A 26,481-nucleotide genomic window follows, 5' to 3' on the forward strand; every position below is an offset into this window, starting at 1 on the left:
TTGATCGCCGCCCGCTGCGGCGCAATGGTTCGTCCAGGAGGATGCACGTGAGAAAACCCCGTGTCGTCGAAACGCCGTTGCCGTCAGTCGTTGGCACGCCGGAGCCGGACGCGAAAACGCGCAAGGGGGGGGCGATGACCTGGCCGAATGCGGTGCGCGTGTCGGCATTGTTCGTACGCGAGTGGGTCGGCCGCCCGGCAGCGGTCGGGGCGTTGTGCCCGAGTTCGCGGCATCTGGCGCGCGCAATGGCCGAAGCGGCGCCTGACGGCGACGGCCTCGTCGTCGAACTGGGAGGCGGCACGGGTGCGATCACCGCCGCGTTGCTCGAACGCGGCGTCGCGCCGCGGCGCCTGGTCGTGGTGGAACGCTCGCCCGCGTTCGTCCGGCATCTGCGCCGACGTTTTCCCGCCATCACGATCTTGGCCGGGGACGCCCGACAACTTGCGCGATTGCTGCCGCCGGATGCGCGGGTCGATGCGATCGTGTCGTGCCTGCCGTTGCGCACGCTGCCGCGCGACGACGTGACGGCGATCGTCGATCAATGTCGTCGCGTGTTGTCGGCCGACGGCGTCATGATTCAGTTCACGTACGATTTGCGTCCGCCCGGACGTCGTCCGCTCGGTAATCCGGCATTTGCCGCCGCCGCCAGCCGCGTCGTATGGGCAAATATTCCGCCTGCACGCATCGTCACGATGCACGCGGTCGCGATTGAAGAACCGGTGTGAGCGGCCGCGCCGCGCTTTTGTCGCTCGACTGTGCGGGCCGACCGTTATTTCGTCGCGAGCACGCATGCAAGAGGATGCGACGGCGTTCCGTTGCGCTGCACGGCCACCGACACGAAACCGGCTTCGGTCATCAGCCGCGCGAGCTTTTCCGGCCGATGGGCATCGTAAGGCGCCCGATCGATGTCGCGGACGGTGATCGCGACGATCCCGTCGCGCCGGACGACGCGGCGCAATTCGGTCAGGCCGCGCATCGGAGCGCGCCAGAAATAGATGCAGTTGATCGAAAACGCCTTGTCGAAAGTACCGTCCGCGAACGGCAGCGCGTCGACGGAGCCGAGTGCGAGGCGCACGCGCCCCTGCTCGATGGTCGCCTGATTCAGGCGCTTTGCCGCGGCAAGCATGGTCAGCGAGTGGTCGACGCCGGCGATCCGGCAGGACGGGGCCATGTCGGCGGCGAGCTTGATTGCGTCGCCGGGCCCGAAGCCGACTTCAAGGACCCGATCGCTGTCGCCGAGGGACAACAGCGATAACGTCCACACGTTGTCCAGCCGATTGTGCCGACGCATGATCCCGCCGGCGATACGCCCGGCCAGGCCGCGCGGCAGTCCTGATTGCCCGAGGTGAGTCGTCATGGTCGTCCCCCTTTGCCGCGAATGGGGAGCAAGCGACGTGCCGCTTTCGGCAAGCGCCTGGAGCGGATCGCCGAATGGGCGCGCATCGCGCGCACCGTCGTGCAGGCGGCGACGTGACCGCGCGCGCCCGCGGAGCGACGCGGCATCCGCGTCCGGTTGACGGCCGGTCTTGTATCGCTCGGCGCGGCGACGGTCGGCGAGGCAGTGGCGACGGCGGCTTCGCGCATGCGCGCGACGTTCGATCCGCCACCTGCGCGTCGCCCGCCATCGTGCACGCTTGCAAGCAGCCGAATCGCCCGTTGGCGCGCCGCCGAACGACGGCCCTTGCATCGCATGCCGTTTTTTGCACCGCAACGCCGTTTTTTTGCACGGTATTTAGGGCGTGCTTTCTAAGCTGCCGGTGTGTCCAACAGCCGGGGAAGCCTTCCCTCCAGCACCATGACCGCAATGGATCCCGGACCCGCATCCGACGTCGCCGGCCGCCATGTGCCGGTCGGCGCCGGCCGCCTCGTCGTCCCGCTGCCGCGCCCGTCGCGCCTGCAGATGTCCGTCACGCTGACCGCTGATGCCGGCCTGCGCGCGCCCGCCCGGCTGGCGGCGCTGCTGCATTCGCCGCTCGGTGTGTACGTCGCCTGTGCGCACGTCGTGCGCGATTCGGTCCACGTGCAATTCGACATCGCGCCGCAGGATCTCGGCTTCACGCTGCATACGCTGATCGCGCAACAGGCCGGTGCGCTGATCGGGCGGGTCGCGTGCGCGTCGGCGTCCGGCCCCCAACGCATCTCGGACGAGGCACGCTGATTGCTCGTACGATCCGCCGTCGCTTCACCGGCTGCCGCGCTGTCCGTCGGCCGGGGCGGCGGACGTTTGTGCGCCGCGTCGTACGCGGCGCTGGCCTTCGACAAGGAGGATCCATGTACCTCACAGAAGAAGTACACACCGCGCGCCCCGCCAGCCGTCGCGTGCGCGTGGTGACGCTGCCGTCGAGCAGACAGCTTGCCCGGCAGTTGCTGGTGACGGTTCGCGCGGCGGACGTGCTGCTGCGCCAGGCGATCCGGTTGCCGGATCGTCATCAATGGTCGGTCGACATCGAACGTGTCGAGGCGGCCGGCGGCCCGCTGGCCGCGTGGGATTCGCACGTGACGTTCCGCGTCGCGAAGGTGTTCGCGCCGACGGTCGACGAGAATGGGCGCGCCGGCGACACCGATCAGGTCGGAGTCGAGATCCGGCTGTTCCTGCCCGAGCAGGCGTATATGGGCGAGCAGCGCGTCGGCATCTTCGGCCGGCGGCACGGCAACCGGTTCCGCGCGACGCTGTCGGTGACGGCAGGCTCCGGTTGGGGCGGCCGCCGCAACGAATGCATTCCGGCCGCCGGGCGGCACGTGCACGGCGACACGCTGGAAGCGCTCGTCGACACGGTGGCGGGTATCGTCAACGCCGCGTTGCTGACGGCCGGCCGTTCGCAACCCGGTGGTTCGTGACGACGCACGCGGCGCGTGCCCGAGCGCGGTTCACGCGTCGCTGGCCTGGCCGGTTTGCCGTTGCAGGTCTTCCATCAGTTGTTCCGCGAGAAAGTCGCACGGCGGGCGCTTCGATTTCGTGCTGCGCGCGAGGATCAGTTCGAGTGGCGGCAGATCGGGGAGCCCGTGCGAGCGGCCGAGCATCGACAACTGCGCGGGAATCGCGCAGCGTGCAAGCGGCGCGACGGCCAGGCCGGCCTCGACCATGCTGAGCAGCCCGAGCAGGCTCGGGCTTTCATACGAAGTCCGGAACGGCAGCTTCGCGCGTTCGAGGCTGCGGATCGCATTCTCGCGCGCGACGCTGCCCGGCATGAACACCGCGATCGGCAACGGCCGTTCTTCCCACACGCGCGGGCCGTTCGTCATCGCGGCCCACGCCATCGGCTCGTGGCGGATGAAGTCGCCGGACAACCCCTTGATGCGCGTGCCGCACACGAGATCGACGGTGCCGTCCTTCAACAGCGGCGCGAGCGCGCTGCTCGGCAGCCCGATCACCTGGATCTCGACCTTCGGATAGGTCGCCGAAAACTTCTTCAGCACCGACGGCAGCAGCGACGACGCGTAGTCGTCCGGCACGCCGATGACCACCTTGCCGGTCACTTCCGGCCGCACGACGGCCGCCCATGCTTCGTCGCGCAGTGCCAGCATTCGTCTGGCGAATCCCAACAGCACCTCGCCTTCGCGCGTCAGCACGATGCTGCGCGGCTTGCGCACGAACAGCGGGCGGCCGATCGCGTCCTCGAGGCTCTTGATCTGCATGCTCACGGCGGACTGCGAGCGGTTCACCGCCTCGGCGGCGCGGGTCATGTTGCCGGTTTCCGCGACGGCGACGACGGTGGCCAGCACGTCGTGATCGAGCATCTTCATCGGTATCAGGAAAACTGAATGTAACGATCAGCATTATGCGTTTTTATTGTCGCTGTGTGTCTGCCATAGTGGAATCAAGCCGGCCCGTATCGCTCGATGCGGCGCGGCAATCGCGCCGGCCTGCCAGGCGGGCAGCGTTGAACAGAGAAGAGTGGTGTACCGATGATCGATCATCCGTTGCGCGCCGCGCTGGCCGCGGAATTGCATGCCAGGCCATTCCTGCGGATCGCCGAAGCCGTGTCGCTCACGCATTACGCGATCTACACGGACGGCCAACCTGACATCCATGAAACGCTGCTGCAAGCGCTGTGCCGCGACACCGGCATGGCCGCGCCGCACGAAGGGGCGACTCACTACGCAGCGCAGTCGCCGTGCGGCTGGCACCTGAAGTGGGAGCGCCACACCGAATTCTCGACCTTCACGTTCGTTGCGCCGCGCCGCGACACCGGCTATTTCGACGATCTGGCGATCGAAGGGATTCCGGCCGCGTGGTTCGCGCGGCTCGCGGGCATTCGTTTCGTCGCGGTGCGGATGGAACTGTTGTCCGGCGACGCTGCACGGCTCGTGTGCGCAGACCTGCGCCGCTGGATCGACGGGCCCGCACTCGTCGGCAGCAACGTGCTCGGCGGCGGCAAGGTGTTCTGCGATTGGCACGTGCGCGACGACGGGTTCATGCGCTTTCTCGTGGTCGACGACGATTTTCGCGAGGAACAGGGCGGCCGTCTGCTGCAGCGTCTCCATGAGATCGAGACGTACCGGATGATGGCGCTGCTCGCGCTGCCGGTCGCGCGGCAGATGAGCCGCGAACTCGACGAGATCCATGCGGCGCTGCACGCGCTGATGCAGAGGATGGACGCGAGCGGCGCCGACGGCGACGACGCGGCGTTGCTCGTGAAGCTCACGCATCTCGCGGTGCGGGTCGAGGCGTTGTCGGGCGCCGGCGGCCGCTTCAGCGCGTCGCGCGCATACGAGAAGCTGGTGCTGGCACGCATCCATGAGTTGCGCGAGGAGCGCATCGAAGGGATGCCGACGATCGCGGAATTCATGGAGCGGCGTTTCGCGCCGGCCATGGAAACGTGCCGCAGCGTGTGGGCGCGGCACGAGCAGATCGCCGCGCGAATCGCCCGCGCGGTCGACCTGCTGCGCACACGCGTGAATCTCGCGCAGGAAAAGGACGTGACGCGGCTGCTGGCCGGCATGGAGCGCACCGCGCGCAATCAGCTCCATCTTCAGCACGCGGTCGAAGGGCTGTCGGTGGCGGCCATTTCGTACTACGTGCTGTCGCTCGCGACCGCGGCATTCAAGGCGCTGCACGTGATGAACCTGCCGGTCGATCCCGAACTGGCCGAAGGCCTGCTGATTGCGCCGGTGGTGTTCGCGGTGATTCACATCACGCGGCGCACGCGCGCGCAACTCGCGCACGCGGAAGCGGCGCATGAGCGCGCTTGCGCGCCGGCCGTGCACGCGGCGGCGATGAAGCAGGCAAGTTAGAACATCAACGACATATCGAAAGGAGTGGAGATGACTTTTTCGCCAGCACAAGCCGAGTTTTTCACCGGCCTCGATGCATTCGATCAAACGGTTCGGGATGAATCCGGCGTGCCGGAAGAAGCGTACGTGACGTCGTATCAGGCGGTGCTGCAGGAGCCGATGACGTCGCTCGTCGGCGGGACGATGGATCGGCCGGAAGTCGCGGCGGTGGCGATTCTCGGGTACAACTGACGCGCGTCGGCTGCACGGCGATTCAACATCGTGCGGTGCGCCGCGCGAGTCGCGTGCCGGGCGCCGGCGCAGCACGCATCGTGTCGGCGGTGTGGCCGGCCTGCGTTCTTTCGCTATCGGATGGTGTTCTGGTTGCGGCGCGATTGCCGCGCTGCGCGGCGGCGGCGCGCAGCGCGCCCGTTCGTGCCTGCGTTGCTGCGCTTGCACGATGCTTCCCCGGTGCGGCGACGTTCGGCGGCCGATTGTGCGGGATATCGGCGTCAATCCTCGCACGCATCGAGTACCGAGCCGGCCTGCGGTCACAACGAATGCCCGGCATTCGTTCGTCGCCGGCCACGTGCCGTCGTTCCAGCGCCTATCATGTATGAAGCCCGCCGCGCGCCGGGATGGTCGCGCGCGTGGCGAAACGCATGCGCGAACGAAGGGGGCAGTCATGATCGATCGCGACAACGTATTCGCGGGCTCGATTCCGGCGTTCTATGACACGCTGATGGTCCCGCTGATCTTTGACGGGTATGCGGCCGACGTGGCCGCGCTCGTCGCCGGATTTGCGCCGCGCACGGTGCTCGAAACGGCGGCCGGCAGCGGCGCGGTCACGCGGTTGCTCGCGCCGCGGCTCGGCCCCGATGCACACTACGTGGTGACCGACCTCAACCAGTCGATGCTCGACTACGCAGTCACCAGGCAAGCGCCCGACGGCCGTATCGAATGGCTGCAGGCGGACGCGCTCGCGCTGCCGTTCGACGATGCGTCGTTCGACGTCGTCTGCTGTCAGTTCGGCGCGATGTTCTTTCCCGACCGGGTGGCGGGCTACACCGAGGCGCGGCGCGTGCTGGCGCCGCACGGGCACTTCGTCTTCAGCGTCTGGGACCGCATCGACGAAAACGCGTTCGCCGACGAAATCACCGCGGCGATCGCCGCGCTGTTTCCGCACGACCCGCCGCGATTCCTCGCCCGCACGCCGCACGGCTATCACGATGTCGTGCTGATCCGCGACGAGTTGCATCGCGCAGGTTTCATCGACGTCGATATCACGACGCGCGAGAAAACGAGCCGGGCGCCATCCGCGCGCGATGCCGCAACCGCTTATTGTCGAGGCACGCCGCTATACGACGAAATCGTGTCGCGCGATCCCGCGCTGGTTCAGCTCGCGATGGATCGCGCGACGGAAGCGATTGCGGCGCGCCACGGCGACGGGCCGGTGGCCGGCAACATCCAGGCGCACGTGATCGTCGCGGCCGGATGACGGTGCGCCGGTTGCGGATGCCAAATCCGCGCGACCGCATCGCTCGCGGATCTAGCCAACCGCCCGGTCAATCGACCGAGCGCATTGCGTGACGCAGCTCCTGATAGCTGCGCAGGCCCGTCACACCGAGTTCGCGGCCGATTCCGCTGAGCCCGAAGCCGCCCCAGCACACATGCGGATAGATGAGTTGCGGCGCATTGATCCACACGAGTCCGGCACGCACGCGCACCTGGAACCGTTTCGCCGCCGCCGCATCGCGCGTGACGACGGTTGCGACGAGCCCATAGCGCGTGTCGTTCGCGAGCGAGATCGCTTCGTCATCGGTGCGGAACGACTTCACGCACGCGACCGGCCCGAACACTTCGTCCGTCCACAGCAGGTTGTCGGCTGCCGGTTCCGCGATCACGACGGGCGCCATGAAGAAGCCGTCGCCGCCGGCGTCGGCAACGCGGCCGCTGAACGCGACGCGCGCGCCCGCCGCGATCCCTTGCGCGACCATCGACTCGACGCGCGTGCGCTGCGCGGCCGAAATCATCGGCCCCATCGCAACCTGCTCGGTGGCGGGCGGCGCGACGACGAGCGCGCGCACGGCCGTTTCGAATGCGGCCATGAAACTGCGGTACAGGCTGTCGTGCACGAGGATGCGCGCGGTCGCCGAACACATCTGGCCCGCGTTCGTGAACGCGCCGGCGACGGCGAGCGACACCGCGACGTCGAGATCGGCGTCGTCGCGCACGATCAGCGACGACTTGCCGCCGAGCTCGAGCGTCACACGCTTCATGTCGTCGGCCGCTGCCCGCATCACCTTGCGGCCTGCGGCCGTGCTGCCGGTAAACGAAATCTTGTCGATCAGCGGATGCGCGGTCAGCGCCGCGCCGATCTCGGCGCCGCCATTGACGACGTTGACGACACCGGCGGGCACGCCGGCTTCGGCGATCAGGTCGAGCAGCGCGTGCTCGGCAGGCGACGTCAGTTCGGACGGCTTCAGCACGACCGTGCAGCCGGCGGCAAGCGCGGGCGCGAGCTTCCACGCGGTCGTGACCATCGGGAAGTTCCACGGCACGATCAGCGCGGCAACGCCGACCGCGTCGTGGAAGCGTTCGGCAGCGAACGCGTCGTTCGGCAGCGCGACCGGTTCGGCCGCGAACAGCGCGGCGTCTTCGCACAGCGTCGCGTAGTAAGCGAACGTCGCGGCAACGTCGCCGACGTCCGCATCGGCTTCGAACGGCGGCTTGCCGCTGACCTGCATCTGCAGCGCCGCGAGGTGCGTGCGATTGGCTTCGACGCGTTCGGCGATCTTCGCGAGCAGCCGGCCGCGCTCGGCAGGCGGCGTGTCGCGCCAGCCGGCAAATGCGTCGCGCGTGGCGCGGACCGCGGCGTCGACGTGCGCGGCCGTCGCGAACTCCTGCCAGCCGATCGTCTCGCCGGTCGACGCGTTGAAGATAGGCGCGCGGGCCTCGTCCGAATGCGTGCGCACGGGCTTGCCGGCGATGTGTGCGGCGGGCAGCACGCGCGTCGCGGCGGAAGGTGAAAGCTCGGAAGCGGACATGACGATGTTCCTGTCGGACGAATGGAGGGTTCAGCGGTACGCGACGCCGGGCATCACGCAGAGCATTTCGAAAGCGAGGTTCGCACCGACGAGCGCGGTGGTGCCGGTCGGATCGTACGGCGGCGATACTTCGACGAGATCCGCGCCGACGATGTTCAGCCCTTTCATGCCGCGAATGATCTCGAGACCCTGCTGCACCGACAGCCCACCGATTTCCGGCGTGCCGGTGCCGGGCGCGAACGACGGATCGAGGCCGTCGATGTCGAAGCTGAGATAGACGGGCGTGTCGCCGACGCGTTCGCGCACTTGCGCCATCAGCGGCGCGAGCGACGTGTTCCAGCATTGTTCGGCCTGTACGACCGTGAAGCCCTGCGCGCGGCACCAGTCGAAGTCGTCCGCGTGGTAGCCGGTGCCGCGCAGGCCGATCTGCGTGACCTTGTCACATTGCAGCAGCCCGTCCTCGACCGCGCGGCGGAACGGCGTGCCGTGCGCGATCTTCTCTCCGAACATCGTGTCGTTGACGTCCGCATGTGCGTCGACGTGCACGACCGCGACCCTGCCGTACTTGCGGTGCAGCGCGCGCAGGATCGGCCACGCGATCGTGTGGTCGCCGCCGAGCGTGATCGGCCGGCAGCCGTTCGCGACGATCTCGTCGTACGCTTGCTCGATGCGGCGTACCGAATCCTTCAGATCGTACGGGTTGGTCGCGACGTCGCCGATATCGGCGACTTGCAGCGAATCGAACGGTGCGGCGCGCGTCGCCATGTTGTAAGGGCGCAGCAGCACGGATTCGGTGCGGATCTGGCGCGGGCCGAAGCGGGCCCCGGAGCGGTTCGACGTGCCGAGGTCGAGCGGCACGCCGACGAAGCATACGTCGAGGCCGTCGGCCGTCGCGGCTTGCGGCAGCCGCATCATCGTGGCAATGCCGCCGAAGCGCGGCATCTCGTTGCCGCCCGTCGGCTGGTTCAATTCCCGGTGCATGAGCCGTCTCCTCGTTGGCTGAAAAGCGATTGCCGATGGTAGTGGAGAAGGTGAGCGGGAAGATTTCGAAGTCGCAACGTTTACATCGACGAGGCTCGATGCGAGCGGCGTTGCCGCATCGGCGCGGTGCGCGCGTCAGCGGGCAACAAACGCGATCATCCGGCGATGGCGGGCGGCGCGCCCGCGGCATCGTGCGCCGCGTTGGCCTGAAATGCCGGCGCCGTCGAGCCCCATGCGGCGAGCTCGCGCTTCGTGCGCACGCCGAGCTTCGCGAATGCGCGCTTCACGTATGACTCGGCCGTCGCCACGCGCACACCGAGGATGGCGGCGGTTTCCGGCACGGTCTTGCCGGAGATCAGATGCTTGCAGGTTTCATATTCGCGCCTGGACAGCTTGATGTTGTCGGCCGCGATCCGCGCATCGAATTGCGCAAGCGGGTGCGCTTCGGGCGTGGGATGCGCGACGCGCCGCGCGGCGGTGGTCGACGCATGCAGTTCGAGCAGCGGGAACAGCACGTCGCTGATGCTGCGAAAGCGGTTCATTTCGGCGAGCGTGAACGGCGGCCGGTCGCGGCCGCGTTCCAGCGCGATCGAGTGCTGCGCGTAGCGGGTGCCGCGCGCGAGCACGCATTCGTGGCCGATGCGCACGTCGTCGAATATCCGCTGCCGGAATTCGCCGGGCGGGATCGCGGCGATGTCGCGCACGACGAGCATCGTGCCGGTCTTGCCGCGCAGGCCCGCGAACAGCGGATCGCTGTCGAGGAAGCGCTCGTAATAGAGCGTCATCACGTCGGAGATTTCGGCGGTCGCGGTGCCGATGCCGCTGCTGCCGATCCATTCGCAGCGATAGCCGGTCGGCATCGAGCCGTCGACGCGCGAACGTTCGACGTGCGCGACGTCGAGCGGCACGACTTCGTTCAGCAATTGCGTGAGGCGCGGCACGAAGTGCGGCGTGCCGACCGTCTCGATCAGTTCGCCGAGCGCCTTGAACGACACGTTGAAACGGTCGGCGTCGCGGTGGAAGGGGTTCACGTCGAGCAGCATGCGGTTCCCCGGTGAAAATCGGGCGCGATTCTAGCGGGTGCGGCTTCGAACGTCAGTAGGGGGAAATACCGGCACGTCCGGCTCCAGCTCGATCGCGCCCGAAAAACGCGGTTTGTCCCCCCCGAAGGGGGGCATACCGGCGCAGTGTAAATCAGTAACTTTGTCTCTGCTTTTTTCAATCGAGAGACAACGATCCAGATGACCAAACTGATCAAGGACATCCTGCCGCTCGGCGCAGGCATCGGCGAATTCACGAAGCTCGACTTCGGGATGGACGAGAGCGACTGGCGCGCGGCCGAAGGCAAGAGCGGCAATTACGTCATCGGCTGGTGGGAAGGCAAGGCGGGCTCGGTGGAGTTCCCGGAAACTGCCGCGGACGAGGCGGTGTGGCTCGTAGAGGGACGTATCGCGCTGACCGACGTCGAGGGCAATCGGAAGGAATTCACGCCGGGCCACGGCTATCTGCTGCCGGCCGGTTTTGCGGGCCGCTGGGAGACGATCGAGGACGCGAAGAAGTTCTACGTGCTGCTCGAGAAGTCGTGAGCGAGGAGCTGCCGCGTGTGCGCCGTCGTCGGTTCGACGCGGCCAGTGCGCGGCGGCGGCCGCAGTTGCAGCGTCGATCGAGCGCAAGCGGCGTCGGCCGCGTTTCGGGGGACGCCACGCATCGCGGTGTGCGGTGCACGCGCGTCGATCATCGGAAAGGGCGGGGAACATGGAAATGGAAGTCAACGAAGCAACACGGGCCGCACCGGCTCACGCGCCGGCCACGCGCCGGGCGCCGGTTACGCTGAGTGCGGCCGACGCGCTCGCGAACACGAAGCTGTTCCCGTACTGGCTCGACAACCCGGCCGCGCCGGCGGCGGAACCGGAACTCGCCGGCGACGTGACGGCCGACCTGCTGATCGTCGGCGGCGGCTTCACCGGACTGTGGGCGGCCGTGCAGGCGAAGGAACAGATGCCGCACCTGAACGTGGTGCTGATCGAGGCCGGCAAGGTGGCGCACGGCGCATCGGGCCGCGCGGGCGGGATCATCTCGACGTCGGTGATGCATGGGCTGCCGAACGCGGTGCGCGTGTTTCCGAACGACATCGCGCAACTCGAGGAATTCGGCCATCGCAACCTCGACGGCTTCGAGGACACGCTGAAGCGCTACGACATCGACGCCGACATCGAGTGGAACGGCGAGATGACGGTTGCGGTGGATCCCGAGCACGTCGCGCACCTGAAGGGCGACTACGACCTGCATCGCGAATACGGGCACGACGTCGTGCTGCTGAACCGCGAAGAAACGCTCGAGCAACTGAATTCGCCGCTGTTCGCGGGCGCGCTGTGGTCGCGCAACCGCAGCGGCATCGTGCATCCGGCGAAGCTCGCCTGGGGGCTCAAGCGGGCTGCGCTGCAACTCGGCGTGAAGCTGTACGAGAACACGCCGTTGACGACCGTGGCCGATGAAGGCAGCACCGTCTACGTGACGACGCCGAAGGGCAGCGTGCGCGCGCCGCGCGTCGTGTTCGGCAGCGGCACCGCGAAGGTCGGCATTGCCGACATCAATCGTCGCGTGATGCAGGTGCGCGACCACGTGCTCGCGACCGAGCCGCTCACCGACGAGCAGCTCGCGCGGATCGGCTGGCAGAACCGCCAGGGCGTGTACGACACGCGCACGCAGCTCAACTATTTCCGGCTGACGAAGCACAACAACATCATCTTCGGCGGGCTCGTCAGCTATCACTTCGACGGCGATCCGGAGCCGCATCAGGACGGCCGGCGCGAAACCTACTACCGGCTCGCGGAAGCGTTCTACCGCACGTTCCCGCAGTTGGGCGACGTGCGCTTCTCGCATGCGTGGGGCGGCCCGATCGACTATTGCTCGCGCGGCTCGGTGTTCGCGAAGCGCTATCTCGGCGGCAAGGCCGTGTTCGTCGCCGGCTATACGGGCTTCGGCGTCGCGGCGAGCCGGTTCGGCGCGTTCATGGGGCTGAACATCCTGTTCGATCGCGACAGTCCGGAGCGCAAGCTCGACATCGCGAACCAGAGCCCGAGCTACATCCCGCCCGAGCCGGTGCGCTGGGTCGCCGCGAAGATCACGTTCCACGCGTTCGACGGCGCGGATGCCGAAGGCGGCTGGAAGCGCGCGTGGATCAACGGGATCAAGGCGATGGGCTTCCCGATGTAAGCGACGGTCGTCGGTGAACGACGAGTATGGCGTGTGCCGTTGCCGATGGCGGCGCGCGTCCGGTCCGGTCCATCGGCGAGCGCGGCCGGGTATCGCGCCGGCCCGACAACGCGCGCATGCGCAGCGGTTTGAAGCATGTTCTCGAATACCACCGATCTCGACCTCCGGCTCATCCGGGTCTTTCTGGCCGTCGTCGACGCGCGCGGCATCACCGCCGCCGAAGCGTCGCTCGGCGTGCGGCAATCGACGATCAGCACGCAGCTGTCCGCACTCGAAGCCCGCGTCGGCTTCAAACTGTGCGATCGCGGCCGCGGCGGCTTTCGGTTGACGTCGAAGGGCGAACGGTTCGCGGCCACCGCGCGCACGCTGGTCGCCGCGACGTCCGAGTTCGTTGCACGCGTGCGCGACATCGACCGCAAGCTGGTCGGCACGCTGTCGATCGGCCTGATCGGCCAGGCGCCGCTGGTCGAGAACGCCCGCGTGGCCGACGCGATCGGCGCGTTCCGCAAGCGCGACCAGGCCGTCACGTTCGCGATGAAGGTTGCGTCGCCGCAGGAGCTGGAGGAAAGCCTCGTCAACAATCAGCTCGATCTCGCGATCGGCTACTTCTGGCATCGCGTGCCGGGCCTCGACTACACGCCGCTGTTTACCGAGGAGCAGGTGATCTACTGCGGCCGCGGGCATCCGCTTTTTCATGCGGCGCGCCCGGTGTCGGCGGACGACCTCCAGGCGCACGACTGGGTTTGGCGCACGTATCCGGTGCCGGAGGAGCAGTATCCGCTGCCGGAGCGGCGCGTGACCGCGAGCGCGGACAGCATCGAAGCCGCGACGATCCTGATCCTGTCGGGCGGGCATCTCGGCTACCTGCCCGCACACTACGCGGAGCCGTTCGAACAGCGCGGCCTCGTGAAGGCCGTCGGGCGCGACACGTTCAGTTTCGACGTACCGCTGCATCTCGCGATGAAGCGCAGTACGAACGGCAAGCCGATCGTCGACGCGTTCCGCGAGGACCTGCTGCGCGCGTTCAACGTCAAGACGGCGGCGCTCGCCGCGTAGCGCGGCGCGGCGCACTGCGTTGCGACGCGCGGGCGGTGAGCGGTGAGCCATGCGCGGCGCTGTCGGTCTATCGGCCGCGCGGCTTACACGGCTGTGCGTTCGTCGCGATATCCGTTCTTGCCGTCGAAGATCTCCTTCAGTGCGGCGCGCAGTACCACCGGATCGTGGTCGCCGGGTGCGAGATGGATCACGTAACGCGTGTTGCCGTCGAGCCGCGCGGCGGTGCGTTCATCGAGTTCGACTTCGAGCGTGTTGCCCGTCAGCCGCACCGACAGATCCTGCACGTGCGCGGTGAGCTGGTCGCGCACCATCACCTCGATCGTCGAGTCGTCCGGAAAGCGCAGCAGCGAGAAGCAATAGTCTTGCTTTGGATCGTGGCAATAGATGTTCGCGCAACTTTCGTCGTCGTCGACGTCGAACGTTGCAGCACCGACGGTCGCGTGTAGTTCCATGATGTTTCTCTCGATGTGGGTTATCGGGGCGGCGCGGGCCCCGCTTCGACATGACGATGCGCGTCGCGCGCTGCGGACCCGGCCGAAACGCGCGCGCGACGCGGACGGCCCGCCGCAGCCGGTCGTCGCGCGCCGTGCGCGTTCGTCGCGTGCCCGACGCGCAGCTCGCGATTCTCAGCGCGTCAGCGTCACGAACAGATAACCGGCATACCCGGCGCCGTTCGCGAGCAGCGCCCAGATCGCCAGCCCGCGCGCACGCGCATTGACGCGCAGCCAGACCGCCGCGGCGAGCGTGATGACCACGCCGGTCAACACTTCCGGGCGCGGCTCCCACGGCGTCAGCATGATGCCGATCGCCGGCAGCAGCGTGCCCTGGAATACCATCGCGCCGGTGATGTTGCCGAACGCGAGCGTGTCCTTCCGACGGCGGATCCACAGCACGCTGTTGACCTTCTCCGGCAACTCCGTCGCGATCGGCACGATGATCAGCGACAGCAGCAGCGCCGAGATGCCGAGCAGATGCGACACGCCCTCGACGCCGTGAATGAAGCCCTTCGCACCGCCGACGAGCAGCGCGACGCCGATTGCGAGCTGCAGCGCAATGGTCGCAAGGTTCGTCGGCAGCCCGACGCGTGACAGGAACATCGCGTGCGGCGCTTCGGTGCCGTGCCCGGCATCGACGAGTTGCGTCGACGCGCGGAACGTCATCACGACGTACAGCGCGTAGATGCCGACGAGCATCGCGGCGAGCAGCGCGCGGACGGCCCACACGTGATGCGGGACGAACATCGCGATCGTCGCGAGTGCGAACGCGGCGATGAAGTAGTTCAGGTCGCGCACGAAGCCGGTGCGCTCGGGCGCAATCGTACCGCCGAGCCCGCGCGAGCCTATCACCGCGAGCGTCATCAGGAAGGTGGTCAACGTCGCGAGCATCAGCGGCGCGCCGAGAATCGCGCCGACACCGATTTCCTCGTTCACGGCCGCGTTCGACGTGCCGCCCGCGAGCGCGAGCAGCGGCACCATCGTTTCGGGCAGCGCGGTGCCGACCGCCGCGAACAGCGAACCGGTCACGCCTTCGGAGATCTTCAGCCGTTCACCGAGATGTTCGAGCGCGTTGGTGAAGAGTTCGGCGGCGACCAGGATGACGAGCAGCATGAACGCCAGTTCGACGAGCATCAACGTCATGCGGCACCTCCGCAGGCGCGTGCGCGGGCGATCGTGGAAGTCGCGAAACGGGAAGGGAAGGCAACGGGATACATGGGGACTCCGTGGTCGGACGTTGACGAACCATGACGCATCTGCCGACGTCCGACCAGGAACGACGCGATGCGTCGATGGTCTCGCCAGACCGATTCGGCCGAACGCGCCACGGCCGCAGGCCGAGTGTGTTGACGCGTTCGCTTTCCGGGGAAGGAAAGCAGGCTACTCCCCAAAGACGAACGGCAGTCTAGCGGAGGCGGCTGCTTTCGGCAAGCCTGCGGGCGCGGCGGCCGGTGCGGCGGAGCAACCGGCGCGTCGGCGCTTCACGATGCGATGCGGCGGCGGGCCGGCAGCGCGGCTGCCGAAGCGCGCGCCCGAACGCGCGCACCGGGGAGCGCATCGGGAGCGCACCGAAATACGCACAGAAGAACGTACCGGACAGCGCACCGGCGAGCGCACCGGCGAGCGCGAACGGCGGATCGCAAAAACGGCAGAGCAAATTACATACCCCTATCTTTTGGTTACTAACAACTGTCACCGAACGCCGTTAAGCTTTCGCCATCCTCACAACCGGGATTCCCCGTCATGCGCTCGACAATCCGCCTGTTTGCCCCGCTATTGCTGCTGCCCATGCTGACCGATCCGGCCTTCGCCGCCACGGCCGCCCCCGTCAGCCCGAACTGCGGCGGCAGCACGACGCCGATCGCCGACATTCAGGGGCCGGGCGCGACGTCGCCGCTCGCCGGGCAGAACGTATCGATCGAAGCGGTCGTCACCGCCGACTTCGGCGGCTTCTTCGTCCAGCAGGCCGATGCGCAGCGCCGCAATCAGCCGGGCGTGTCCGAAGGGCTGTTCGTCTATGCGCCGAAAACGCGCGCGCAGGCCGGCGATCTCGTGCACGTGACGGGCAAGGTCGAGGAGAAATACGGGCAGACGCAACTCACGCTGGCCGGCGCGATCGCGGTGTGCGCGAACGGGCAGACGGTCACGCCGGCGACGCTCACGCTGCCGGTTGACAGCCCGGCCACGTTCGCCGCGTATGAAGGGATGCGAGTGCGCCTGCCGCAAACGCTGACCGTCACCGAGAACTACGAGCTCGGCCGCTACGGCAGCGTGATGCTGAGCAACGGCCGCCTGCGCACGCCGACGAGCGTGGCGCCGCCGTCGCAGGCGCAAGCGCAGATCGAAGCGAACGCACGCAACCGGCTGATCCTCGACGACGGCTCCAACAAGCAGAACCCGGCGAGCGTCCCGTATCCGGCGCCGGGACTGTCGGCTGCGAACACGCTGCGCTCGGGTTATACGGTGCGCGACGTCGAAGGCGTGCTCGAAGTGCGGTACGGCGCCTGGCGCGTGCAGCCGCTGCCGGGCGCGGCCGCGCCGGCGTTCGACACGCGTTCGAACCCGCGCACCAATGCGCCGGCGCGCGATCCGAAAGCGAATCTGCGCGTCGCATCGTTCAACGTGCTCAACTACTTCAACGGCAACGGGCTCGGCGGCGGCTTCGACGATCCGAACAACCGCGGTGCGAAGAATTACCAGGAATTCCAGCGTCAGGAAGCAAAGATCGTCAGCGCGCTGAAGGCGTTGAACGCGGACGTGATCGGCCTGATGGAAATCCAGAACAACGGCTACGGCGAACTCGGCGCGGTGCGTCAGCTCGCGGCAAAGCTGGGCAGTCATTGGCGCGTCGTCGATCCGGGCACGTCGCGGCTGGGCGGCGATGCGATCGCGGTCGCGATGATCTACGACAGCCGGACGGTCGAGCCGGTCGGCCGCGCGGCAACGCTCGCGATCGACGACAAGAACCGCCAGCCGCTCGCGCAATCGTTCCGCCGCGTCGGCGGCAAGCAGGCGCTGACGATCGCGGTCAACCACCTCAAGTCGAAGAACTGCCCGGACGCGGCAAACGACGATCTCGACCAGGGCGACGGCCAGGGCTGCTGGAACCCGACGCGCACGCGTGCGGCCGCGAAGCTGGCGGACTGGCTCGCGGGTGCGCCGACAGGCGTCGCGGGGCAGGGCACGCTGCTGATCGGCGATTTCAACAGCTACACGTTTGAAGACCCGATCCGCCTGCTCGAATCGCGCGGCTACCGCAATCTCGTCGCGCGCTGGATCGGCGCGAACGCGTACAGCTACGTGTACAACGGCGAAGCCGGCTATCTCGATCACGCGCTCGCATCGCTGCCGCTCGCGTCGCACGTGAAGGCCGTGCACGAATGGCACATCAACGCGGACGAACCGCTCGCGCTGCAGTACACGCTCGCGTATAAGTCGGCCGAGCAGCAGAAGACGTACTACGCGCCGGATGCGTATCGGTCGTCGGATCACGATCCGGTGCTGATCGATATCGCGCTGCCGGGCGGCGGGCGCTGAGCGCCGCAAGCTGGAGCCGTTGAAGGACGGCGTGCGGCGTCAGCCGCATGTCGGCGCGTGAGCAGCGGCTTCGCCGCTCGCTCACGCGGCGTTTTCCGTTCTCTGCGCGAATAGCGATAGCGCGCCGATTCGCGATTGTCGCAATGCAGTCCGCACTGCGGGGTACGAATCGGCGCGTATTCATTGCGAATAACGGTGTAGTCGTCGTCAGTGCGCATTTGGCGCAGATAGCGTACCCATTCCGGCGTTGTGTAAATAATTCCGCCGAGTATTGAGCGGCCCGTTTGAATCGGTATTTTATGGATCGTGCCGGCTTTATTCGACGATTCGCGCTAATCGATTCGGGATAATTAAAATGAAAGAAAAATCCTGTCGTTTTGAAGGGATCCTGCGCGCGAACTACCCGACTCCGTAAATCGCCACGCCACACGGTCTCAAGCGCCAGTCTCGGATACGAAACGGCCTGTGCCGCGCCGGCGATGCGCTCAATCTGATTGTCTTTCAGAATCCAGACACTGCGCCCCATTTGCATTATCGAAGATTTTTTAATACCGGAATGATCTTTGACAACGCGGCGCAGCACCGCCTATTTTTGTCATGTCGTAAATTTCCGTAATACAAAAGTCGTTGGAACTGCAAGGGGGCGGCGTTCTCGCATCATTCTCCGCCAGCAGTTTGCTGTGTTCTGTATCAAGTTCAGTCTCTCGAAGTAGTCCAATTCCCGATCGCCGTCTGCCGACCGTGCAACGCGAGTGGCGGGTACGCCTGCGCGTTTTTCGGCGGTGGTGGCGGCCAGTGTGAAGCGGTATCCGACCCAACACGAAGGACAGAGATGAAACCAGACAGGAGCAGTGCCGGCATCCGCCGCGGGCGTCGCGGCCGGCTGACCGGGCTAGGCGCATTGACCGCGATGACACTCGCGCTCGCGGGCTGTGGCGGCGACGATTCGTCGTCGGTGGGCGCATCGAGCGTCGCGCAGGCCACCGCGAGCCAGCAGGCCAGCGCGCAACAGGCGGCCGCCAATCAGACGCCGGCGTCCAACCAGCCTTACGTCGACCCGGTCGCGTATTCGATGAACGCGACCGACGGCCTCGCGCCCGCGCAGGTATCCGAGAAGGCGGCGGTGATGCATTACCAGTGGAAGTCCGGCGGCACGACGGTCAACTACACGACGACCACCGGCCACCTGACCGCGCAGGACGCGAACGGCAACGCGGAAGCATCGATGTCGTACGTCGCGTACACCGCGCCGAGCACGAACGGCAAGCCGCGGCCCGTCACGTTCGTCTATAACGGCGGCCCCGGTTCGTCGTCGATCTGGTTGCGGCTCGGCTCGTTCGCGCCGACGCGCGTCGCGACGCCCGATCCGCTGTTCGGCAGCAACTGGCCGAACTATCCGCTCGTCGACAACGCGGAAAGCCTGATCGATACGACCGATCTCGTGTTCATCGACCCGCCCGGCACCGGGCTGTCGGAAGCCGTGTTGCCGAACACGAACCAGAAGTACTGGAGTTCGGACGCGGACGTGAACATCATGCGCGACTTCATTCAGCGCTACCTGAACGTGAACGGCCGTGGGTCGTCGCCGATCTACCTGTACGGCGAATCGTACGGCACGCCGCGTACCGACATGCTCGCGCTCGCGCTCGAATCGGCCGGTGTGCACCTGACGGGGATCGTGCTGCAGTCCGCGATCCTTAACTACTTCGCGGATGCGGTGGAAGCGGTCGCGATCACGCAGTCGACCGAAGGGTTGCTGCTCGACACCGATACCGTGGCCGGCTATCTGCCGGGCTACGCGGCCGTCGCCGAGTACTTCAACCAGGTGTCGCCGGCGCCGGTCAACCCGTATCTGTACGCGCTGCAGACGGAACTGTTCACGACGCTGATCTACAACCAGCTGCAGCGATACTCGCAATCGTGGGTGCTGAGCCAGCTCGGCATTCCGGATGCGCTCGGCACGCCGGTGTTCCCGAGCGATGCGACGCTGAGGCTGTGGTCGGTGCCGTCGAGCCTGACGCTGCAGGCGCTGCGCGGCTACTTCAACGCGAATCCGTTCGGCACGAGCCTGCTGCCCGGCACCACGATCGGCCGTTACGACGGACGCGTGTCGTTGCCGAATTCGGACCCGCGGCTGCAGACGGACGGCGACCCGTCGGACATCCTGATCTCGCAGCCGTTCACGAACGCGCTTGCGACGCAGATGCCCGACTACCTCGGTTACACCGCGCCGAACGCGACCTACCTGCCATTGAACGACAACATCATCGAGGTGTGGGACTTCTCGCATGACGGCCAGCCGATGCCCGACACGATCCCCGATCTGCTCGGTGCGCTGCAGCTGAATCCGAAGCTCCACGTGCTCGCGGAGAACGGGCTGCACGACCTCGCGACGCCGTTCTTCAATACCGAGAAGCAGCTCGCGCGTCTGCAGACGGTGAAGGGGCTGAACCCGAAGCTGCAGGTGAACTTCTTCCAGGGCGGGCACATGACGTATCTGGATGACGTCGCCCGTCCGCAGATGAAGCGCGACCTGACGCTGTTCTATCAGGGCCGGCGGATTCCGACCGCGCTGACGCTGCGCACGCTGCCGCCGCCGTGGCCGGACGAGAACCCGGCCGGCACGCCGACCGGCAGCACGCCGGGCGGCACGGCCGCGACGACGCTGGCGGTCGCACCTTGAGCAACGCACGCGTTGCGCCAAGGGAACCCTCTATTCATCCATTGAATGCGAGCGATCATGTCTCTACTCAACTTGATGCGGCATATGTCTTTGTCGATCGTCGTCGGTGCAGTGACGAGCAGCGCCTACGCGCTGCCGCCGCAGGCGGTCGCGCCGGTGAAGCTGCCGCACGGCGCGCACGGCGTCGACGGTCCGTTCTTTCCTTCGACCCGAGCGGCGCCGGTGCTGCCGTCGACCGGCGCGACGCTGCAGCAGCAGGCGCAAAAGCGGGTCGATGCGCGGCTCGGCGGCAACACGGTGCTGAGCAACGGCGCGGCGGTGACGAAGGCGCAGGCGCAGAGCAGCGGGCTCGGGTTCGTCGCGAAGCACTTCGACGAGATCGATGCGAAACACACCGGTCGCGTAACGATGAGCGACGTGCGGCAGTTCATCCAGCAGCGGCAGGTGCAGGCGCAACAGGAACACCAGGACCAGCAGGAGTGAGGGTGTAGTGCGGTCGCATGCTGGCCGCCGGGACGGCGCCGAACGTGGCGCCGTCCGCCAGAATTGCCGAGCAGAACGGCATCGACACGGACGGCGCCCGGAAAGTCATCATGGATTCGCCCGGCGGCATTCCTCTTGGCCGGCCGTGCTTTCCGGGGAAGTGGCATAACCCACCGGTTTCCTTGTCTCCGCACGGGGCCAGCGCCATCATCGGCGCCGAGTACGCCATCGACGGCCGAACCGTTCCAACGGCGTGATCCAAGCCGCTTGTCCGTGGGCGTTGGCGCGCTTCGACATAGGCGAAGCCCGTTTCTCGGATAGCTGTTCGCGGCGCTGCTTGAGGGTGCACGGCAAGCTCAGCCGCCGCGATTGCTTAGTTTTGCGTGAGCGGATTCAGCGTTGTGCACAGGAAACCCGTGCAGTTGCTGGCCTCGAAGTAGAAAGATGCCGTCGGCGACGGCATGCCGAGAGCGAGATCGCCTAAATACGCATTGCCCTGCGCACCGAACGTATTCAACTGCTGGACGAAGCTCGCGCCGGTCGCCTGGACCGCGGCCGACTGGTACGTGAAAGTCGCTGACTGAGTTTGGTCCTTCATGTAGATCCACGAGAGATTAATCGCGCCAGTCGGTTGCAAAGGGCCGAACTGCATCTTGCCCTTCGATCGATAGCCCTTCGCCCCCTCGCTGTTGGCCTGCGTGATGAAGTCCCCGACGGTCGACGTCGGTATCACTGCATCGTATGTGTAGGTCGCGTTCGACGCGTTGTTCTTCATGTACACGTTCGCCTGTTCCGATCCCGCGACCATCGGGCCCAGGAACCAGTAGCCCGACTGCCCCTCGCCGTTCGCCTGCGCGACGAACGCGTCCGGGTTCGTCGACAGGTCCGCTGTCGTGTATGAGTAGGTGGCCGACGAGCCGCTGTCCTTGCGATAGAGATAACCGTACGTGAGCGGCCCTTCGAACCGGTAGCCGCTCGTGCCTTGTGCATTGGCCTGGCTGACAAAGCCCGTCATGGTGGTCGGCGTCGGCTGCAACTGGTAGGTGTATATCTGCGCGGCGCCGTCGTTTACGAAGATCGATTGCGAGCCGCCATTGCCGGCGTCGTAGAAGGAGTCGCCGAGGTAGCGATAGCCCTTTGCGCCTTCGTTGTTGATCAGCGTCAGGAAGCTCGCCTGATCCGCCGCACTGGGCAGGGCATCGTAGCGCAGCGTCAGCGTACTGTTGCCGGAGCCGTCGCTACCTCCGATGCGCCCGGTGTTGGTGGACTCTGCTACGTTCCCGGGCTGCGCCGGGGAAGAGGAACTATCGTCGCCCCCGCAAGCGGTCAGTGCCAGACAGCTCAACACGATCAATGCAATGGTTCTCACGGGGATCACCTTTTTATGAACAGGGCGGCACCGGTGCGTGCGGCACAGCGATGCTTGCACTCGCAGCGCATGCGAAAGAGACGGCTTCACAAGGGTCGTGGGGCTGCAACTTTCGTTGCTCGCATAATCCAGGGCATTGAAGCGACCGAGACCGGGTAGTGCGCCACGCCGATCGCGGTTACGGCGTCCAACGACCTTTGCGAATCGATCTCCAAGATTACAGCGACCGACCAGGCTGCGTGGTCAAAGACTGTTAGATGTCAGTGCCGAGTGAGGCTGATCTGGCCCCGCAGACCCATACATTGCACGGAACCGTGGAGGCTGATGCCGTAGAGGAAAAAAACGGTCACGACTTCGGGAAAAGTCGTCAACTCGCGCACCGACCGGCTCGTCAGTGGAAGACTCTGAACGATCCTGAAGCGGCCATCCGCAATCGCATGGCCGCTTCGCGGAGTATGGCGGCCCGCGAGTGCATTGGGCTTCGGTTGTCAAAGTTGTCCCCGTTAATGTCCCGATGTGACCGCGGAGCTGTCGGCCGGTGTTTTAAAAGGCGCTCTTTATAACGCCTCCATCGGCTCGCAACGCGGCTCCCGTCGTGGCCGACGAAAGCGGACTGGCGATATAGGCCACGAGCGACGCAACCTCCTGCGGTGAGCCAAATCGCTTGATGAGCGATGTGGGGCGGACCTTCTCGAAGAACTCCCGTTCGAACGCTTCAAACGATTTGCCGTCGGCGCTTGCAAGCGCCTCCACGAACTCGCCCACGCCACGCGATTTCGTCGGCCCCGGCAGCACGCTATTGACCGTAATGCCAGTGCCGGCAACGGCTTCCGCGAGCCCGCGCGATACGGCAATCTGCGCGGCTTTCGTCATCCCATAGTGGATCATTTCCGCTGGAATCTGCACGCCGCTTTCGCTCGAAATGAAGATGATGCGCCCCCAGTTGGCACGCTTCATCGCAGGCAGAAACAGGCGAGCGAGGCGTACGCCGCTCAACACGTTGACGTCGAAGAAACGCGACCAGTCGGCATCGGCGATCTCCTCAAATGGCTTGGGCTCGAAGATACCCAGGTTGTTGACCAGGATTTCCACGTCCGGATAACGCGTTGCGAGTTCATCGGCCGCCGCCGCGGTGGCGAGATCGCCCGCAAAACCCGTTACGTCGCTGCCCGTCTCGGCTTTCAGTTGCGCGACCACGTCATCCACTGATGACTGGGAGCGGCCATTCACGATCACGCGCGCGCCTTCCTGCGCCAACGTCCTGGCGATAGCGTAGCCAATGCCGGCGGTGCTGCCGCTGACCAATGCGAGCTTGCCTTGCAGATTCAGGTCCATGAGTCATTTCCTTTGCATGAGTGAGGTAGAACTGGCGGCATCGGCAGGTAGAAGCCGGATGCCGACAAAGAGCGATCAGGTCCGGGTAATGGACGCGCCACCGTCAACAAGTGATGCCGTACCGGTCACGAATGACGAATCGTCGGAAGCGAGATACAGCACCGACCGGGCAAGCTCTTCCGGCTTTGCAACGCGCTTGAGCGCATGCAGCCCCGTGACGAACGCCTGGGATTCGTGGGTGTCGTTCATGCCGCGATACATGTCCGTGTCGACCGCGCCCGGCAATACCGCGTTCACGCGCACGCCTTGCGCGCCGTATTCGGCAGCCAGTGCCTGCGTCAAGCCGATCAGGCCGGCCTTGCTGGCCGCGTAGGCCGCGGTGCCCGGAAACGCGAACGAGTAACCGACGAACGTCGACGTGAAGATGATCGATCCCCCACCTTGCTTCACCATTTCCGGAATCTGATGTTTCGCGCCAAGGAAGGCGCTCGTCAGATTGGTCGACAGCGCAGCATTCCAGCCTGCTTCGGAAATACCGGTGCTCGGTCCCATCTCGCCGAGCGTACCGGCGTTGTTGTAGGCAATGTCCAGGCGGCCGAAGCGGCTCACCGCGAGCGCGACCAGCGCCTTCGCGAAGTCCTCCGATTGCACGTCACCCGCCAGATATGCGGCTTCGCCGCCTTCGCTGACGATCTCAGCGGCGAGTGTTTCGAGTTCTGTCGCGCGCCGCGCTGCGATGACCACCTTGGCGCCTTCCTTCGCGAAGAGCGTTGCCGTAGCACGCCCAATCCCTGCGCTGGCGCCCGTGACGATGGCGACTTTTCCTTTCAAGCGTTGCATTTTCAATCTCCTGATGCACTTCGTCGGCCAGTGCCCCATGCATTGGCGCGTTGAAAGCAATATAGGCCTCAGTTTTGATTGTAGGAAGCGCTAAAATGTGCTTATATCATTCAGCTTTTGTGAATGAATCGAGGTACTGATGGATCGCCTGCGCGCCTTCGAGGTTTTCGTGACGGTGGTGAGCCGTGGGGGCTTCGCGCGCGCGGCGGATGCGCTCGGCACGTCTCCCGCCAATGTCACACGTTACGTAAATGAACTGGAGGCGCATCTGGGCACGCGCTTGCTGAATCGCTCGTCGCGTACGCTTTCTCTTACCGAGGGCGGCGAGACGCTTTACGCCCGTTGCAAGTCGATCCTCGACGATGTCGCCGAGACAGAGGGGCTGGTCTCGTCGGCGTCGGTCGAGCCGCGCGGGCGGCTGCGCATCAACGCCCCCGTGAGCTTCGGTATTTTGTATCTGGCACCGTTGTGGCCCGAGTTCATGCGGAAATACCCGGGAGTCGAACTCGACGTCGGACTGATTGACCGCGTCGTCGATATCGTGGACGAAGGCTACGATCTCGCCATTCGCATCTCACGCGCCGGTTCGACCAGTCATGCGGCCCGCAAGCTGGCGACGTCGCAAAACATTCTGTGTGCATCGCCGGCCTATCTGGCTCGCTTCGGCGTTCCGGCATCCCCGGCGGAGCTGGCCGGGCACCGCTGTATCGGCTACACGTATGCTGCTACGGGCGACGATTGGCAACTGATCGACGCGCGCGGCAAGCTTCACTCGGTGAAGGTCGACTGTCACATGCATACCAACAACGGCGATACGGCACGCACAGCCGCCCTCGCCGGGCACGGCTTGATCTGGCAGCCCACTTTCCTGATCGGCAACGATCTCCGCGCTGGCCGGCTCGTTCATGTTATGCCCGAGTACCGCTTGCCGGATATCGACATACTCGCACTGTATCCGAGCCGTCGGCATCTGAGTGCCAGAGTGCGCGTCATGATCGATTACCTGGTCGATGCGTTCGGTGGCGTGCCGCCTTGGGACCGAGGTGACGGAAACTGGCCAGGCGCCGCATCGGTGACGAATTGACGTTCATCAAGAACATGCGTCCGCCCTGTTCGCGCATTCAGGTTCGGTGAGAGCGCGATCCTTCCGCACCGTGGCGCACAAACATTATGGTGACTGGGGCAAGCCGTTGACTCTGCCTGGGACCGATTTCGAAATGCCCACAGTATCCGGATGCGGAGTTCGCGCGAAAGCCTGTCTTCTCGGCGCAGGCGAAGCTTGGATCCCTATGCGAGGGAACCGGCCGACTTCCGCAATTGGCCGACCGCCGACGTTCCTCCCCCGCCCCGTACGTCCACGAAGAACCATTTTGTTTGCCCATCCGCGGCGCGATGCATCCTAGCGGAATGTCGTAATCCTTCTATCTGAACGAACCCGCGTCTGCTGGAATGGCAACGGCGAATAACCGTTCGGCCGGCATCGCGGGGCGGCATGGTTGTCGACGTCATCCATCACTCTCTTTCGATCAATCATCATGTTCAATCGCTCTACCAGCACCATCGCGAACGTCGATCCCGAACTCTTTGCAGCGATCGAGCAGGAAAACCGCCGCCAGGAAGATCACATCGAGCTGATCGCGTCGGAGAACTACACGAGCCCGGCCGTGATGGCCGCACAGGGCTCGCAGCTCACGAACAAGTACGCGGAAGGTTACCCGGGCAAGCGCTACTACGGAGGCTGCGAATACGTCGACGTGGTCGAGCAGCTGGCGATCGACCGTGTGAAGCAGCTGTTCGGCGCGGAAGCGGCGAACGTGCAGCCGAACTCGGGTTCGCAGGCGAACCAGGGCGTGTTCTTCGCGATGCTCAAGCCGGGCGACACGATCATGGGCATGAGCCTCGCGCACGGCGGCCACCTGACGCACGGCTCGCCGGTGAACATGTCGGGCAAGTGGTTCAACGTCGTCAGCTACGGGCTGAACGAAAACGAAGACATCGACTACGACGCGGCCGAGAAGCTGGCGAACGAGCACAAGCCGAAGCTGATTGTCGCGGGCGCATCGGCGTTCGCGCTGAAGATCGATTTCGAGCGTCTGGCGAAGATTGCGAAGTCGGTGGGCGCGTACCTGATGGTCGACATGGCGCACTACGCGGGGCTGATCGCGGCGGGCGTGTATCCGAACCCGGTGCCGCACGCCGACTTCGTGACGACGACGACGCACAAGA

Annotated in this window: 25 protein-coding genes and 1 riboswitch; of the genes, 15 read left to right on the plus strand and 10 right to left on the minus strand. The window is 65.9% G+C overall.

Annotated elements, in window-relative coordinates; genetic code table 11:
- Positions 1–134 precede the first annotated feature (134 nt).
- Positions 135–725, plus strand: coding sequence for a methyltransferase domain-containing protein (locus KDW55_RS22830; RefSeq protein WP_212161148.1), 591 nt, complete (start codon positions 135–137; stop codon positions 723–725).
- A gap of 44 nt (positions 726–769) precedes the next feature.
- Here the strand turns inward: KDW55_RS22830 and KDW55_RS22835 are convergent, their stop codons facing one another.
- Complete coding sequence (locus tag KDW55_RS22835; RefSeq protein ID WP_040139080.1) at positions 770–1,357, minus strand: methyltransferase domain-containing protein; 588 nt, start codon at positions 1,355–1,357, stop codon at positions 770–772.
- A gap of 438 nt (positions 1,358–1,795) precedes the next feature.
- On the opposite strand from KDW55_RS22835, the gene KDW55_RS22840 reads away from it, so the two are divergent.
- Entirely contained in the window at positions 1,796–2,158 is a 363-nt protein-coding gene (locus KDW55_RS22840) for a hypothetical protein (RefSeq protein WP_059549032.1), read from the plus strand.
- A gap of 113 nt (positions 2,159–2,271) precedes the next feature.
- Complete coding sequence (locus KDW55_RS22845) at positions 2,272–2,838, plus strand: hypothetical protein (protein ID WP_212161085.1); 567 nt, start codon at positions 2,272–2,274, stop codon at positions 2,836–2,838.
- Between the two features lie 30 nt (positions 2,839–2,868).
- Here KDW55_RS22845 and KDW55_RS22850 read toward each other — a convergent pair whose 3' ends face one another.
- Positions 2,869–3,744, minus strand: coding sequence for a LysR family transcriptional regulator (locus tag KDW55_RS22850; RefSeq protein ID WP_040139083.1), 876 nt, complete (start codon positions 3,742–3,744; stop codon positions 2,869–2,871).
- Positions 3,745–3,906: 162 nt separating this feature from the next.
- Between KDW55_RS22850 and KDW55_RS22855 the strand changes: the two genes are divergently transcribed.
- The 3 genes from KDW55_RS22855 (at position 3,907) to KDW55_RS22865 (ending at position 6,712) form a co-directional block, all read left to right on the plus strand.
- Positions 3,907–5,235 carry a DUF3422 domain-containing protein gene (locus KDW55_RS22855; protein ID WP_040139084.1) on the plus strand — a complete coding sequence of 443 codons (1,329 nt, stop codon included), beginning with the start codon at positions 3,907–3,909 and terminating at the stop codon, positions 5,233–5,235.
- 30 nt (positions 5,236–5,265) lie between these two features.
- Positions 5,266–5,466 carry a hypothetical protein gene (locus KDW55_RS22860; protein WP_069242556.1) on the plus strand — a complete coding sequence of 67 codons (201 nt, stop codon included), beginning with the start codon at positions 5,266–5,268 and terminating at the stop codon, positions 5,464–5,466.
- A gap of 433 nt (positions 5,467–5,899) precedes the next feature.
- Complete coding sequence (locus KDW55_RS22865; protein WP_069243478.1) at positions 5,900–6,712, plus strand: methyltransferase domain-containing protein; 813 nt, start codon at positions 5,900–5,902, stop codon at positions 6,710–6,712.
- A gap of 67 nt (positions 6,713–6,779) precedes the next feature.
- Here KDW55_RS22865 and KDW55_RS22870 read toward each other — a convergent pair whose 3' ends face one another.
- From KDW55_RS22870 to KDW55_RS22880, 3 genes are all read right to left on the minus strand, one after another.
- A complete protein-coding gene (locus KDW55_RS22870) occupies positions 6,780–8,261 on the minus strand; it encodes an aldehyde dehydrogenase family protein (RefSeq protein WP_212161083.1) in 1,482 nt (493 codons plus the stop codon).
- Between the two features lie 30 nt (positions 8,262–8,291).
- Positions 8,292–9,242, minus strand: coding sequence for an agmatinase (speB, locus tag KDW55_RS22875; protein ID WP_069242559.1), 951 nt, complete (start codon positions 9,240–9,242; stop codon positions 8,292–8,294).
- 155 nt (positions 9,243–9,397) lie between these two features.
- Entirely contained in the window at positions 9,398–10,285 is an 888-nt protein-coding gene (locus KDW55_RS22880) for a helix-turn-helix transcriptional regulator (protein WP_059549038.1), read from the minus strand.
- Between the two features lie 198 nt (positions 10,286–10,483).
- Between KDW55_RS22880 and KDW55_RS22885 the strand changes: the two genes are divergently transcribed.
- The 3 genes from KDW55_RS22885 to KDW55_RS22895 all read left to right on the plus strand — a co-directional run bounded on the left by KDW55_RS22885 (position 10,484) and on the right by KDW55_RS22895 (position 13,514).
- Complete coding sequence (locus KDW55_RS22885; protein ID WP_040139089.1) at positions 10,484–10,828, plus strand: cupin domain-containing protein; 345 nt, start codon at positions 10,484–10,486, stop codon at positions 10,826–10,828.
- Between the two features lie 169 nt (positions 10,829–10,997).
- A complete protein-coding gene (locus KDW55_RS22890) occupies positions 10,998–12,458 on the plus strand; it encodes an FAD-dependent oxidoreductase (RefSeq protein ID WP_040139090.1) in 1,461 nt (486 codons plus the stop codon).
- 135 nt (positions 12,459–12,593) lie between these two features.
- Positions 12,594–13,514, plus strand: coding sequence for a LysR family transcriptional regulator (locus KDW55_RS22895; RefSeq protein WP_040139091.1), 921 nt, complete (start codon positions 12,594–12,596; stop codon positions 13,512–13,514).
- 83 nt (positions 13,515–13,597) lie between these two features.
- On the opposite strand, the gene KDW55_RS22900 is transcribed toward KDW55_RS22895, so the two are convergent.
- Positions 13,598–13,966 carry a hypothetical protein gene (locus KDW55_RS22900; protein WP_040139092.1) on the minus strand — a complete coding sequence of 123 codons (369 nt, stop codon included), beginning with the start codon at positions 13,964–13,966 and terminating at the stop codon, positions 13,598–13,600.
- A 174-nt stretch (positions 13,967–14,140) separates the two neighbouring features.
- Positions 14,141–15,151 carry a sodium:calcium antiporter gene (locus KDW55_RS22905; RefSeq protein WP_040139093.1) on the minus strand — a complete coding sequence of 337 codons (1,011 nt, stop codon included), beginning with the start codon at positions 15,149–15,151 and terminating at the stop codon, positions 14,141–14,143.
- A gap of 121 nt (positions 15,152–15,272) precedes the next feature.
- Positions 15,273–15,409: riboswitch (yybP-ykoY riboswitch) on the minus strand.
- A gap of 342 nt (positions 15,410–15,751) precedes the next feature.
- Here KDW55_RS22905 and KDW55_RS22910 point away from each other — a divergent pair.
- From KDW55_RS22910 to KDW55_RS22925, 4 genes are all read left to right on the plus strand, one after another.
- A complete protein-coding gene (locus KDW55_RS22910; protein WP_212161081.1) occupies positions 15,752–17,545 on the plus strand; it encodes an ExeM/NucH family extracellular endonuclease in 1,794 nt (597 codons plus the stop codon).
- 832 nt (positions 17,546–18,377) lie between these two features.
- Positions 18,378–20,228 carry a peptidase S10 gene (locus KDW55_RS22915; protein ID WP_059549047.1) on the plus strand — a complete coding sequence of 617 codons (1,851 nt, stop codon included), beginning with the start codon at positions 18,378–18,380 and terminating at the stop codon, positions 20,226–20,228.
- Between the two features lie 57 nt (positions 20,229–20,285).
- Positions 20,286–20,711: a 2-oxoglutarate dehydrogenase gene (locus KDW55_RS22920; protein WP_249174026.1), complete on the plus strand. Its 426-nt coding sequence runs from the start codon at positions 20,286–20,288 to the stop codon at positions 20,709–20,711.
- Between the two features lie 17 nt (positions 20,712–20,728).
- Entirely contained in the window at positions 20,729–20,968 is a 240-nt protein-coding gene (locus tag KDW55_RS22925) for a hypothetical protein (protein WP_069242564.1), read from the plus strand.
- A 116-nt stretch (positions 20,969–21,084) separates the two neighbouring features.
- Here KDW55_RS22925 and KDW55_RS22930 read toward each other — a convergent pair whose 3' ends face one another.
- The 3 genes from KDW55_RS22930 to KDW55_RS22940 all read right to left on the minus strand — a co-directional run bounded on the left by KDW55_RS22930 (position 21,085) and on the right by KDW55_RS22940 (position 24,255).
- Positions 21,085–22,080, minus strand: a complete 996-nt coding sequence (locus KDW55_RS22930) for a hypothetical protein (protein ID WP_212161080.1) — start codon at positions 22,078–22,080, stop codon at positions 21,085–21,087.
- Between the two features lie 543 nt (positions 22,081–22,623).
- Complete coding sequence (locus tag KDW55_RS22935; RefSeq protein WP_040139098.1) at positions 22,624–23,415, minus strand: SDR family oxidoreductase; 792 nt, start codon at positions 23,413–23,415, stop codon at positions 22,624–22,626.
- A gap of 75 nt (positions 23,416–23,490) precedes the next feature.
- A complete protein-coding gene (locus KDW55_RS22940; protein ID WP_040139099.1) occupies positions 23,491–24,255 on the minus strand; it encodes an SDR family oxidoreductase in 765 nt (254 codons plus the stop codon).
- Between the two features lie 139 nt (positions 24,256–24,394).
- On the opposite strand from KDW55_RS22940, the gene KDW55_RS22945 reads away from it, so the two are divergent.
- Positions 24,395–25,339 carry a LysR family transcriptional regulator gene (locus KDW55_RS22945; RefSeq protein ID WP_212161079.1) on the plus strand — a complete coding sequence of 315 codons (945 nt, stop codon included), beginning with the start codon at positions 24,395–24,397 and terminating at the stop codon, positions 25,337–25,339.
- A 451-nt stretch (positions 25,340–25,790) separates the two neighbouring features.
- Positions 25,791–26,481, plus strand: a 691-nt coding sequence (gene glyA, locus KDW55_RS22950; RefSeq protein WP_212148048.1) for a serine hydroxymethyltransferase, incomplete at its 3' end; no start/stop codon positions are given.

This window comes from Burkholderia sp. AU19243 (genome assembly GCF_018148075.1).
In the GTDB taxonomy this organism is placed as follows: domain Bacteria; phylum Pseudomonadota; class Gammaproteobacteria; order Burkholderiales; family Burkholderiaceae; genus Burkholderia; species Burkholderia latens_A.

Bases quoted from the DNA above. Each gene is read 5' to 3' on its own strand.
- KDW55_RS22830 (WP_212161148.1), top strand. From the start codon at position 135: ATGACCTGGCCGAATGCGGTGCGCGTGTCGGCATTGTTCGTACGCGAG.
- KDW55_RS22835 (WP_040139080.1), bottom strand. From the start codon at position 1,357: ATGACGACTCACCTCGGGCAATCAGGACTGCCGCGCGGCCTGGCCGGG.
- KDW55_RS22840 (WP_059549032.1), top strand. From the start codon at position 1,796: ATGACCGCAATGGATCCCGGACCCGCATCCGACGTCGCCGGCCGCCAT.
- KDW55_RS22845 (WP_212161085.1), top strand. From the start codon at position 2,272: ATGTACCTCACAGAAGAAGTACACACCGCGCGCCCCGCCAGCCGTCGC.
- KDW55_RS22850 (WP_040139083.1), bottom strand. From the start codon at position 3,744: ATGAAGATGCTCGATCACGACGTGCTGGCCACCGTCGTCGCCGTCGCG.
- KDW55_RS22855 (WP_040139084.1), top strand. From the start codon at position 3,907: ATGATCGATCATCCGTTGCGCGCCGCGCTGGCCGCGGAATTGCATGCC.
- KDW55_RS22860 (WP_069242556.1), top strand. From the start codon at position 5,266: ATGACTTTTTCGCCAGCACAAGCCGAGTTTTTCACCGGCCTCGATGCA.
- KDW55_RS22865 (WP_069243478.1), top strand. From the start codon at position 5,900: ATGATCGATCGCGACAACGTATTCGCGGGCTCGATTCCGGCGTTCTAT.
- KDW55_RS22870 (WP_212161083.1), bottom strand. From the start codon at position 8,261: ATGTCCGCTTCCGAGCTTTCACCTTCCGCCGCGACGCGCGTGCTGCCC.
- speB (WP_069242559.1), bottom strand. From the start codon at position 9,242: ATGCACCGGGAATTGAACCAGCCGACGGGCGGCAACGAGATGCCGCGC.
- KDW55_RS22880 (WP_059549038.1), bottom strand. From the start codon at position 10,285: ATGCTGCTCGACGTGAACCCCTTCCACCGCGACGCCGACCGTTTCAAC.
- KDW55_RS22885 (WP_040139089.1), top strand. From the start codon at position 10,484: ATGACCAAACTGATCAAGGACATCCTGCCGCTCGGCGCAGGCATCGGC.
- KDW55_RS22890 (WP_040139090.1), top strand. From the start codon at position 10,998: ATGGAAATGGAAGTCAACGAAGCAACACGGGCCGCACCGGCTCACGCG.
- KDW55_RS22895 (WP_040139091.1), top strand. From the start codon at position 12,594: ATGTTCTCGAATACCACCGATCTCGACCTCCGGCTCATCCGGGTCTTT.
- KDW55_RS22900 (WP_040139092.1), bottom strand. From the start codon at position 13,966: ATGGAACTACACGCGACCGTCGGTGCTGCAACGTTCGACGTCGACGAC.
- KDW55_RS22905 (WP_040139093.1), bottom strand. From the start codon at position 15,151: ATGACGTTGATGCTCGTCGAACTGGCGTTCATGCTGCTCGTCATCCTG.
- KDW55_RS22910 (WP_212161081.1), top strand. From the start codon at position 15,752: ATGCGCTCGACAATCCGCCTGTTTGCCCCGCTATTGCTGCTGCCCATG.
- KDW55_RS22915 (WP_059549047.1), top strand. From the start codon at position 18,378: ATGAAACCAGACAGGAGCAGTGCCGGCATCCGCCGCGGGCGTCGCGGC.
- KDW55_RS22920 (WP_249174026.1), top strand. From the start codon at position 20,286: ATGTCTCTACTCAACTTGATGCGGCATATGTCTTTGTCGATCGTCGTC.
- KDW55_RS22925 (WP_069242564.1), top strand. From the start codon at position 20,729: ATGCTGGCCGCCGGGACGGCGCCGAACGTGGCGCCGTCCGCCAGAATT.
- KDW55_RS22935 (WP_040139098.1), bottom strand. From the start codon at position 23,415: ATGGACCTGAATCTGCAAGGCAAGCTCGCATTGGTCAGCGGCAGCACC.
- KDW55_RS22940 (WP_040139099.1), bottom strand. From the start codon at position 24,255: ATGCAACGCTTGAAAGGAAAAGTCGCCATCGTCACGGGCGCCAGCGCA.
- KDW55_RS22945 (WP_212161079.1), top strand. From the start codon at position 24,395: ATGGATCGCCTGCGCGCCTTCGAGGTTTTCGTGACGGTGGTGAGCCGT.